Origin of the sequence: Streptomyces sp. NPDC015125, from assembly GCF_043080045.1 — a bacterium.
Classification (GTDB): domain Bacteria; phylum Actinomycetota; class Actinomycetes; order Streptomycetales; family Streptomycetaceae; genus Streptomyces.
In genome coordinates this window covers 136,202-146,924 of sequence record NZ_JBIBVF010000002.1, presented here as the reverse complement: position 1 = coordinate 146,924, position 10,723 = coordinate 136,202, and the positions used below count along the sequence as shown (strand labels likewise).

10 protein-coding genes are annotated in these 10,723 nt (G+C 68.6%); 3 read left to right on the top strand and 7 right to left on the bottom strand.

Annotated features, from left to right (window positions below; genetic code table 11):
* The 3 genes from ACF088_RS05645 to ACF088_RS05635 form a co-directional block, all read right to left on the bottom strand.
* The coding region (locus tag ACF088_RS05645) for an IPT/TIG domain-containing protein (protein ID WP_392374122.1) at positions 1–671 on the bottom strand (671 nt) is incomplete at its 3' end.
* A 427-nt stretch (positions 672–1,098) separates the two neighbouring features.
* The gene (locus ACF088_RS05640) at positions 1,099–1,581 is read right to left on the bottom strand and encodes a hypothetical protein (protein ID WP_392374121.1); all 483 of its coding nucleotides are present in this window, start codon (positions 1,579–1,581) and stop codon (positions 1,099–1,101) included.
* A gap of 506 nt (positions 1,582–2,087) precedes the next feature.
* Positions 2,088–2,657, bottom strand: coding sequence for a hypothetical protein (locus tag ACF088_RS05635; RefSeq protein WP_392374120.1), 570 nt, complete (start codon positions 2,655–2,657; stop codon positions 2,088–2,090).
* A gap of 289 nt (positions 2,658–2,946) precedes the next feature.
* Here ACF088_RS05635 and ACF088_RS05630 point away from each other — a divergent pair, with 289 nt between their 5' ends.
* Positions 2,947–3,441, top strand: a complete 495-nt coding sequence (locus ACF088_RS05630) for a peptidylprolyl isomerase (RefSeq protein ID WP_392374119.1) — start codon at positions 2,947–2,949, stop codon at positions 3,439–3,441.
* A gap of 704 nt (positions 3,442–4,145) precedes the next feature.
* Here ACF088_RS05630 and ACF088_RS05625 read toward each other — a convergent pair.
* The 3 genes from ACF088_RS05625 to ACF088_RS05615 are packed head-to-tail and all read right to left on the bottom strand — an operon-like array spanning position 4,146 to position 5,406.
* Entirely contained in the window at positions 4,146–4,688 is a 543-nt protein-coding gene (locus ACF088_RS05625) for a hypothetical protein (protein WP_392374118.1), read from the bottom strand.
* On the bottom strand, positions 4,688–5,101 hold the full coding sequence (locus tag ACF088_RS05620; RefSeq protein WP_392374117.1) for an alpha/beta fold hydrolase: 414 nt from the start codon (positions 5,099–5,101) through the stop codon (positions 4,688–4,690). The genes ACF088_RS05625 and ACF088_RS05620 overlap by 1 nt, the downstream gene beginning before the upstream one ends.
* Positions 5,098–5,406: a hypothetical protein gene (locus tag ACF088_RS05615; RefSeq protein ID WP_392374116.1), complete on the bottom strand. Its 309-nt coding sequence runs from the start codon at positions 5,404–5,406 to the stop codon at positions 5,098–5,100. The genes ACF088_RS05620 and ACF088_RS05615 overlap by 4 nt, the downstream gene beginning before the upstream one ends.
* Positions 5,407–6,047: 641 nt before the next feature.
* Here ACF088_RS05615 and ACF088_RS05610 point away from each other — a divergent pair.
* A complete protein-coding gene (locus ACF088_RS05610) occupies positions 6,048–7,559 on the top strand; it encodes a PepSY-associated TM helix domain-containing protein (protein WP_392374115.1) in 1,512 nt (503 codons plus the stop codon).
* A 228-nt stretch (positions 7,560–7,787) separates the two neighbouring features.
* Here the strand turns inward: ACF088_RS05610 and ACF088_RS05605 are convergent, their stop codons facing one another.
* On the bottom strand, positions 7,788–7,943 hold the full coding sequence (locus tag ACF088_RS05605; protein WP_086716983.1) for a DUF6131 family protein: 156 nt from the start codon (positions 7,941–7,943) through the stop codon (positions 7,788–7,790).
* Between the two features lie 491 nt (positions 7,944–8,434).
* Here ACF088_RS05605 and ACF088_RS05600 point away from each other — a divergent pair, with 491 nt between their 5' ends.
* Positions 8,435–10,450 carry a SpoIIE family protein phosphatase gene (locus tag ACF088_RS05600; RefSeq protein WP_392374959.1) on the top strand — a complete coding sequence of 672 codons (2,016 nt, stop codon included), beginning with the start codon at positions 8,435–8,437 and terminating at the stop codon, positions 10,448–10,450.
* Positions 10,451–10,723: the final 273 nt, after the last annotated feature.

Sequence of the window (10,723 nt, the reverse complement as noted above, 5' to 3'; positions counted from 1 at the left end):
CCCGTGATCACAAACGCCGTACCACCCACAACACTGCCCGACGACGGCGACAGCAAGGTGACCACGGGCGGAGGTGCCGTGTAGGTGTACCCACCGGCGACCGTGGTGCTCCCGGCCGGGGTGGTGACGACGACCGGGACGTTGCCGGCGGGGCCGGGCGGCGTGACGCCGGTGAGCACCGTTCCCATGGCGTTGATGGACACTCCGGTGGCCGGCACGCCGTTGAAGGTGACCGTTGCGCCGGTGAGATTGGTGCCGATGAGGGCGAACGCGGTGCCGCCCGCGGTGGACCCGCTGTTGGGCACGAGAGCCGTGACCGTCGGGCCGCTGGGCAGAGCGACGGTGTACGTGTAGCTCACCGAGTTGGTGTTGCCTCTAGGTGTGGTGGCGATGATCTGGATGGTGCCCGCTGTGTGCGGGGGCGCGATGACGGTGACCGAGCCGCCGGAAGGGTCCTGGGCGACGATGGTGGCGGGGATGCCACCGAAGGTGACCTGGCTCGTGCCCTGGAGGCCCGCCCCGGTGAGCAGGACGGTATTTCCTCCGGAAGTCGGTCCCGAGTCCGGAATGGCCTCGTAGAGCCTCGGATATCTGGGCCAGTTACCCCCGTCCCCGCCGGGCCAGGAGCCCGGGGACTGCGGATTTTCTTGCTGCTGTACGACTGCGGACATGGCTTCTCCCTGGGCAGCCCCCGCCCCTCTCCCTCACGAGCCCATTCGCGAACGGGTCTTTTGGGAGCGGAAGTTGCCTTCGTCGAATGTTGGGTGCATGCGACGGTAGGGTTCCCGGCCGTTTGAAAGAAGGCGCGTACGTGTCAGCAATGACGCGTTCGGCAATCAATATGGCAATAGGTAAATGAGCGTGACTCCCGGACCGCCGACCGGCGTGCGCCGGTATTCCGCAGGCCCGTTTCGCGAGCCGCCCGGCGTGCGCACCGGACGCCCCCGCCGTGTGGCAGTGGTGGAGCCCGGGGACGCCTTCCACTCGCCCCCGGGCCCTGTGTCCCTGTTCCCGTCCCGCCCCTCTTCCTCTTCCTCTCCCCCTCCCTGCCCCTGTTCCTGTTCCTGTTGTTCGCCCCCTCGGCTGAGGGGTGATCGATTACTGGTGGTAGATGGTTGCGGTCCAGTTGGCCTTCCAGTTTCCGTCGCCGAACTGGAGGTTGACGGAACAGCGACCGGTGTCGCCGTCACAGGTCAGGCTGTTCGCCGGCACCGGAGCGGCAAGCCGTGCGCCAGGGGCGGACCGGAGCGCCTGGTGGAAGATGTCGGCGGACCAGCTCGCCCGCCAATTCCCGTCACCGAACTGCAGGTTGGCGGTGCACTTTCCGGTGTCGCCGTCGCAGTTGAGGCCCGTTACCGGTACCGGAGCGCGGTAGGCGGAGCGGGCTGCCTGGTGGTAGATGGTCGCACCCCAGCTGGCCTTCCAATTGTTGTCACCGAAGCGGAGGTTGGCTGTGCACTTGTAGGTGTCGCCATCGCAGTTGAGCGCGGTCACCGGTACCGGGGCAGCAACGGCCGGGCCGGCCAGCCCGATCCCCAGAGCAGCGAGTACAGCGCAGGTGCCGGCGAAAATGCGTCGCATAGCCATCCTTCCCTCGTGGGCGCACGGCGCGCCCGATCCCAGAGAAGGATTTGCTGATTTCCTGCTACGCCAAGCCCGCAGCAACGGCCTTCAGCAGAAAGTGTGCACGCCCGTACCGACGACCGAAATCAGAGCTGGGCTGCCGGTCGGCAGTGGGTGGTGAACGGCGCATTCGTAGTGGACTCGGGGAGCGAAGAGGGCGCAGCGCCCGGTACGACCGACTGCCCGTGGCTCATGCCACCGGCACAATCCGGGCTTCCGCCGGCAATCTCGCCGCACGCGCTTCCGTGCGTGCCAGCTGCGCGGATGAAGGTCGGGTCCGTGGGTAGCTTCTACGGTTCGCGCGGACGCAAGGCCGGCGGCCGCCTGGCTCCGTCACACGGCCGGTGGCCGCCTGGTTCCGTCACGCGGCCGGTGGCGGAGTGGCTCTGTCACGGAATGGACCTCGTGGCTCGCTCGCCCCCGTCGGGGCCGTCGCACCGCCCTTGCCCTTCAGCCCGCGCTTGTCAGGGGGCCGGAGTTTCGACCGCCGAGTCGTCGTCGAGAACGCGGCGGGCGGCCTCCGCAAAGTCTCGGACTTCGGCAGTGAACACCAGTCCGGCTTCGGCAACGGATTCGGCGGCGTCCACACACTCGCCGGACCCGGCGTCGAATCGCTCTCGCAGTCCGATGGAATTCCGTAAGGGCCTGATGCATCGGTGCGCAGTTCTGATGAGCTCCTGCGAAGGGGAGACCACGGGCGGCGGCCCCTCCAGGAGTACGTGCACTCCGAGATGATCGAGCTTGTCGATTTCCCGGTGGAAGGCGTCCATGTCCGTCGTGTGTGACTCCCGGTACCTTCCGAGCGCCCTCTCGATGGCTCGTGCCTGTGCGAGGAAATCCGCGTACACCTCACGGCGCGGCTCACGGCGGTCCCGCACATGATCGACACGCAGCCCGCGCCTCAGCTGCGCCTCCTGGGCGGCGAGTTGAACCCGGACGGTCCGGGCTCCCCATAGCCCCGTGACGGCTGCGGCACCTCCCGTACCCAGTGCGCCGACGGTAGCTCCCAAGATCGCTGCTATGCCCGAATCCACCTCGGCAGTCTTGCGTATGCCACCGTGCGGCGTGGAAAAGCGGCAATAACGTACCGGACGGTTCACCTTCGGTCACGGGTCGGTCCAACCCGTGCTCTCCCGGTCCGGAAGTGTGCTTGCCCCGGGACGGATTACCCCCGGCATCCGGGCGGGGGCGATGCCTAGCGCGGGTACCGTGCCTATCGCAGGGACCGTGCCTATCGCGGGGCGGGTCCTTACCCGGACTTCGTCGCGACGGGCGCTGGGGGCCGCGCCTCGCCCTGGCGGTGGCGGATGTAAGGATGCCGTCATGAACAACAACGTGTTTTTCGACATCACCATCGACGGCGACCCCGCCGGACGGATCGTCTTCACCCTGTTCGACGACGTGGTTCCCCGGACCGCGAAGAATTTCCGTGAGCTCGCCACCGGTCAGCACGGCTTCGGCTACGAGGGATCCGGCTTCCACCGCGTCATCCCCGACTTCATGCTCCAGGGAGGCGACTTCACCGCCGGCAACGGCACCGGCGGCAAGAGCATCTACGGCGAGAAGTTCCAGGACGAGAACTTCCAGCTCAAGCACACCAAGCCCGGTCAGCTGTCGATGGCCAACGCCGGCCCTCACACCAACGGCTCGCAGTTCTTCATCACCACCATCGTCACGGACTGGCTCGACAACAAGCACGTCGTCTTCGGCGAGGTCGTCGAGGGCATGGACGTCGTCAGGAAGGTCGAGTCCCTGGGCTCCCGCAGCGGCGCCACCCGCGCCGACATCGTGATCGCCAAGTCCGGCGTGGTCGCGTAGTAGCCACCGTGCCTCCGGCGTCGTCGGACCCCGTCGACGCCACCGAATCCTGGGTACGGCGGCGTCGCGCAGACCGGCGGATGCCGCTTCGAATGCCGCCCTTCTGCAGGGCGAGTACGACTGCCGTGCCCCGGCCTCGCTCGGCGTGACGATCAAGGCCCTCGGCGCCCGGTGCGCGCCGGGACGGGCCCCTGGGCACCCCGAGCCTGCGCTCTGGGCGGCCGCCGCCGTAAGTGCGGCGGCGGCCGCCCACGCCGGCCCGGTTCCTGTCGCTCCTTACGGGTGGCGTAGGCCGGATCCTGTTCGCTCAGCAGGCCCTCGACGAGGTCGAGGAGATCCAGTACGGCTTCGACGATCGCGTCCGGCCTCGCGCCGACGACGAGGCGTTGGCCGATCTCTACCGAGACCAGCGATCTGCAGAGACCAGCGAGTGGAACCAGCCGACCCGTCTTGCCACCAGGCGTGGTGTCCGGTCGTCCGGCCCGGCGCCGGCTTCTTCGGCCGGACTCCCGGCTGACCGCTAGTGGGGGCTGCCTCTCCGCTCGTGCGGGCTGCCTCCCCGCCACTCTGCCACTCTGCCCACAGCAGACTCCGAGCGAGCAGCGTGCGCTCATGTCACAGGAAGGAACCCCAAGAAACCCATGAGGTGACCGAAATGACCGGCGCCACCGCGCACCATTTCGCGTACTCCTATTTTTCCCTCTTTACGCCTCGACGCCATTCTTCGCAGTGCCGTCCCGCTGCAAAGCACCGGCAACGGCCAGCGGTGCCGCCCGCTCGGTAGCCTCATTCGGACACGCGCGTGCTTCGACGCGTGCCAGGAAGTCCTGAATGAGGGAGACGTACGCATCGCGAAGGGGCTCCTCCTCCAGATATCCCATATGGGCTGCGCCGGGCTGCGTCACATGCTCGGAATCCGGAATTCTTTCGGTGATATCGGCGAGATGCGCGGGAACGCATTCGTCGAACTCGCCACCGAGAACGAGAGTTGAGACCTGGATCCGATCAAGTGCGTCGAAAATGTCCCAGTCCTTGAGGGTGCCGGTCACGTGGTAGTCCGCATGCCCGATCATTGTCCGGAATGTTGTCAAACTCATGAGTTCCGGGTCCAGGGCCACGGAAGAGGTACGCAGCACGCACGCGCGCATGTACTCCTCTTGGGCCACCCAATAATCGGGGTCGCCTGTCTCGCCTCTCAGCTCCCGGCCGTAGGTGCGGTCGAGTACGTTGCCCGGCAGTTTCGCCATCAGGTCTCGGACCTCCTGCTCGAAGCGGGGCACGCTCGCCAGCCATTGGCACAGACCAGGCTGGTCCATTCCGGCGCCCGCTCCGCGGCGTACTGAAGGCCGAGCATCGCTCCCCAGGAGTGACCGTAAACGTGCGGGCGTTCCAGGCCGAGCCCCTCGGAAACCGCGCCCAGTTCGTCGAGGAAGCGGTCCACCGTCAGCAGCGAGACATCGTCGACCGGATCCGAACGCCCTACGCCGAGCTGGTCGTACCAGACGACCTCGCGCTCCTGGGCGAGTGGCGCGAAGGCGTCGAACAGCAGGTCGCTCGGGTAACCCGGTCCGCCGTGGACGACCAGCAACGGCGCACCACCGCTGCCCGTTCTCCGGTACCACACCTTGCCCCCCGGTACGGGAATCCTGCCTTCCGTCATGCCGGCCCCACCTCATAGGCATACTCCTCCATCCGGTCGATGAGATATCCATCGAACCGGAAGTACATCGCGGCGTGGACCTCACTCCGCGACCCGTCTGGCATGGTCAGACGAAGAACGTGCTGCTGAAGTACCTCGTTCGCGCCGCGGAATTGGCGTGTCATGTCGAACCGCAGCGAACCGACCATGTCGGCAAGAAACCTGAACTGTTCCAGTTTTTCGTCGACCGTCTGGCTCTCCCTTGCCGTCGTTGTGCCATACGGTGGCAGTTTCCGTGCACATGGCCCGCACTTCGTCGAAGTCATACGTTTCCAGATGCCGCAGGCACCGAGTCGCCATCTCGCCGATGTTCTTCCTCATGTCACGTTCCCCTGAGGGGACTGGTTCGGTACCCCCAACATAGAAAAGAAGGCCCGCAGAGATAAGTCTTGACTTGGTTTTGCACTTCGGGCAGTTGGACAGCAAGCACGAAAAAACCGCAAGTCAGAGGGGTGGACGGCACGTCCGAGAGGGCATCTCCTGGGGGAAAATAGTTGATCCCGTGGGAAGCACTGTGGAAAGGCGGCAGCCGCTTCGGCCGGTTGACGACCACTGAGCACGTTGGAGCGCCCCGCACCTTGCCTGCTGCTCACGGCGGCCTTCGCCACCTTCATCTTCTGTCGGCGACGCCTTGTTCCGAGCAGGGAGGTGGGCCGTGCAAGCATGCACGCCTCGCCGGGCGTGCCGTGCGCCCCCGCGGCACGGGTTTCGTACGGAAGACAGAAGGACCGAGCTGCTCGTCGCGTGCGGACGAGGTGTCAATTGCACTGGCGCCATGGAGACGCGACGGCCGCTCCTGTGGGCCACCTCACACCACGTCGCCGGAACTCGCGCCTCCGGCTCTCCGACTCCCTGAGCGGCGCGGCACAGGGCCGGGCCACCTCACCTTCGAGCTGGGAGCACCCGCGTGCCCACTGAACAACGTCTCGCATCGGGCCGTGCCGGCGATGCCCCGGACGCCGTCGCCGTCGGCTCCGGTGCGCAGCGGGCGGCCGCACGGCGGACCGGGTGGTCCGCTCTTCGCCCACTGGTGTTGCGACTGCACTTCTACGCCGGAGTGCTCGTCGCGCCGTTTCTTCTGGTCACCGCGGTCACCGGACTGCTGTACGCCGGGGCGTTCCAGGCGGAGAAGGTGGTCTATGCGCACGAGTTGAGTGTCCCGGCCGGTGAGCACACCATGCCGTTGTCGCGGCAGGTGGCCGCCGCCCGCACGGCGCACCCGGAGGGCAAGGTCGCTGCCGTGCGCCCGGCGCCGGAGCCGGGCGACACCACGCGCGTCCTGCTCGCCGACGTGCCAGGGGTGTCCGCCGAGCACCAGCTCGCCGTCTTCGTCGATCCGCACACCGGCAGCATCCGGGGAGCGCTGCCGACGTACGGTGCCACGGGTGCGCTGCCGCTGCGCACCTGGCTCGATGATCTCCATCGCCACCTGCATCTGGGCGAGAACGGCCGCCTCTACAGCGAACTGGCCGCCAGCTGGCTGTGGGTGGTCGCCGGCGGCGGGCTCGCGCTGTGGATCGGCCGGAAGCGCAGGAACCGCAAGCTGCGGGCTCTCACTCTGCCGGATCGCACCGCCACCGGACGGCGCCGGACGCTGTCATGGCACGGCGCGGTGGGCGGGTGGGCGGCGGTCGGCCTGTTCTTTCTGTCCGCAACCGGCCTGACCTGGTCCACGTACGCCGGAGGGAACATCGACGAGCTGCGTCAGGCCCTGGGGCAGGCGACGCCGACCGTCTCGACGGCGGTGGCGCAGGAGCACGCCCACCACGGCGGCTCCGGCGGGATGGCGGGGATGCCCGACATGCCGGGGATGGACGGGAAGAAGGGCGGCGCGTCGAGTGGATCGGCGTCCGCGGACGTGGGCATCGACAAGGTACTCGGGGCGGCTCGCGTGAAGGGGCTGTCGAATCCCGTCGAGATCGACCTGCCGACGGGCAAGGGCACTGCCTATGTCGTCAAGCAGGTCCAGCGCAGCTGGCCCGAGAAGCAGGACGCGGTGGCGGTGGACCCGGGCACGGGCAAGGTCACCGACGTCTCGCGCTTCGCCGACTATCCCGTCCTGGCCAAGCTCACCCGCTACGGCATCGACCTGCACACCGGCACCCTCTTCGGCATCGCCAACCAGCTTGCGCTGGCCGCGCTCGCGCTGGCGCTGATCTTCCTGATCCTCTGGGGATACCGGATGTGGTGGCAGCGTCGTCCCACCCGCGATCGCACCCTGTCCTTCGGACGGCCGATCTCTCGGGGCGCCTGGCGGCAGGTTCCACTGCCCGTGCTGATTCCGCTCGCGCTCGTCGTTGTGGTGGTGGGCTGGGCGGTGCCACTGCTCGGCATTTCGCTCGCCGCGTTTTTGGTCGTGGACATCGTTCTGGGCGTGATCGCCCGCCGGCGGACTCCCGCTCCGGCCCCCGTGGACTGACGGGCTGACGGACCTACGGGCTGACGGACCGACGGGCTTACGGGCTGACAGACCGACGGGCAGGCGGGCAGACGGACCGACGGGCTTCGGAGAACCGGAGCACGTCAGTCCGTCATTCCGTCAGTCCAGGGCCAGGGCCAGGAGGGACCCGGGCGCCGGGATGTCGCCGGGGAGCTGGTGATCGTCGCCATGTGGCGGGCGCGTGGCGCTACCCGTAGTGCGGTGGCACTACCAGTAGTGCTTTCGACCGGCGACCGCGTGCCCCATGGTGCCGAGGAGCCACAGAATCGCGCCGATCACGGCAAGAATGATCCCGATGGTCCACAGGATGGAAATGCCGGTCAGAAATCCGATGACGAGCAGAATGACTCCGAGAACGACCACGGTGCGCTCCGATCTCGCATGAGTGTGGCTTCAACTTTGATCCTCGGTTTCCGGATCGGCAAGTTTTGGTAATGCGGGTGGATCGGGGCAGCTTGGTCGCCGCTTGCGTTCCTCATGGTTTTCCCGGGGACGTGAGCCGGGTGAGCCGCTCGGGACGCACAGGCCCACCCGGCCCCGGCCCCGGCCCACCCGGTCGTGCCCGGGGTTTCCCGGCGCAGCCGGCCCGGCAGTGTGTGCCGGTGGGGGGAGTCGGCCCGGGCACGGCGGCGACGAGTATGCGGGCGAACGATCCGGGAGGACCATGGAAGCCACAGCACTCACCTGCCAGGGGCAGGCCACGGAGACTCCTGGGCAGGTCAGGCCACGGAACGGAATGTGGGCACACCCCACGTGGTCCGGCAGACGGAAGGAGTGCCGGGGTGAGCGCAGACGAGGCGCGGCCGGGCGGCGCCGGTGGACCGGAGGGCAAGTCGTCGCAGCCGAGCGGGCTGATGGACCTCCTCGCGGTCGCCGCGGTGCTGGTGGATGCCGAGGGACGGATCGTCCTGTGGAGCCCGCAGGCCGCGGATCTGTACGGCTACTCCGCCGAGGAAGCACTCGGGCAGTACGCGGCGCCGCTGCTCATCCACGAAGAGCACTGGGATCTGGTGATCAAGAAGTTCGCCGAGGTCATGGAGACCGGCCGGAGCTGGGGCGGTACCTTCCCCGTCCGTCGCAAGGATGGTGCCGCACGGCTGGTGGAGCTGCGCAATATGCGGCTGATGGACGACCACGGCGATTTCTACGCCCTCGGACTCGCCACCGACTCACCGACGCTCCGCGCGGTGGAGCGGGATGTCGCACTGTCCACCCGGCTGATTTCCCAGTCCCCCATCGGGCTGGCGATTCTCGACACCGAGCTGCGCTACGTGGCCGTCAATCCCGCGCTGGAACGGATGCACGGCATACCCGCGAAGGATCACCTCGGTCGGCGCTACCGCGAGATCATGACCGCCGCGAAGTTCGAGGTGCCCGAGACCGCGATGCGGCAGGTGCTCGAAACGGGCGTCCCCATGGTCGACCAGGCCACCGTCGTGGGCCGCAGCCCCTCCGACCCGGACCACCAGCGCGCCTGGTCCATCTCGTTGTACCGGCTGGAGGACCCCCAAGGGCGGGTTCTCGGGGTGGCCGACCTGGTGGTGGACGTCACCGACCGGTACCGGTCCGCCATGGAGGCCAGCGAGGCCCGGCGGCGCCTGGCCCTGATCGCGGACGGCTCGGCCCGTATCGGCACCACCTTGGAGGTGGAACAGACCGCGCGGGAGCTGGCCGAGGTCACCGTTCCCGAACTCGCCGACGTGGTCACCGTCGATGTGCTCGACTCCATCCTGGGCGAGCACCGCCCGGCCCGTGACGAGGGCCCCGCGGTCTTCCGCGCCCTCGCCGTGAAGGGCGCCTATCCCAACGAAGCCCTCCAGGCCGCCGACCCTCCCGGCCAGACCGCCGCCTACGATGCCGACCGCCTGGCCACCCAATGCGTACGCACCGGCCGCCCGATCCTGGTCTCCCACGCAACTGACGACGACCTGGCGCGCATCGCCCGCGACGGCCACGCCGCCACGTTGCTGGCCCGCGCCGGGGTGCACTCCTACCTGCTGGCCCCGCTCACCGCCCGGGGCCAGATCCTCGGCTGCCTGGGGCTCACCCGCGCCCGCAATCCGCTGCCCTTCGACGAGGACGACCTCGCCCTCGCCGCCGAACTGGCCTCCCGCGCCGCCGTCTGCATCGACAACGCACGGTCGCACCAGAGCGTGCGCAACGCCGCCGAGACCCTGCAGCGCAGCCTGCTCCCCGACCATCCGCCCCACCTTCCCGGTCTGCAGATCGCCTCCCGGTACCGGCCCGCGCAGGCCACCTATGAGATCGGCGGCGACTGGTACGACGTCCTCCCGCTCGAAGGGGACAAGACCGCACTCGTCGTGGGCGACGTCATGGGCAGCGGTATCGACGCCGCCGCCACCATGGGCCGTCTGCGCACCGCCACCAGCGCCTTCGCCGACCTCGACCTCGACCCCGCCCAGGTCCTCCAGCACCTGGACAAGATCACCTCGGGGCTGGAGCACTACATCGCCACCTGCGTCTACGCCGTCCACGATCCGCATCGCGCCGAATGCCACATCGCCACCGCCGGCCACCTGCCGCCCGTCCTCGTCCGCAGCGGCAAGCGCCCCGAACTCCTCGACCTGCCCACCGGCACCCCGCTCGGAGTCGGCGGTGTCCCCTTCGAAACCACCACCTTCCGGCTCGGCCCCGGCGACCAGCTGATCCTGTACACCGATGGGTTGGTCGAGACCCGCCATCACCCCATCGACGAACGCCTCGACACCCTGCTCCACCTGCTCGACGCACCCGACCGCTCGCTGGAAGAGACCTGCGACCGGCTCCTTCGCGATCTCCGGCGTCCCGACGACCCGGACGACGTCGCCCTGCTCATTGCCCGTACACGGCCCTTCACCGCCGGCTCGTAGCGCCGCCGTGCGAGCTCCTGCGGGCCCGCAGACTGCTTGCCGCCCGCGCACCGCTTGCGCGCCCGGGACCTGTGCCCGGGCGCCCGGCGCCGGGTGCCGGGCCGATGCCGGGTGCCGGGTGCCGGGTGCCGGGCCGATGCCGGATGCCGGGTGCCGGGTGCCGGGTAAAGCCTTTCCCTCGCTCCCGTATGGCGCAGCTTTCCACCGGCCCGCCCGCCCGGCCCGGCAAGCACCGCAGAGCGGCAGCTCACCCACCCTGCAGAGCCGGTTTCC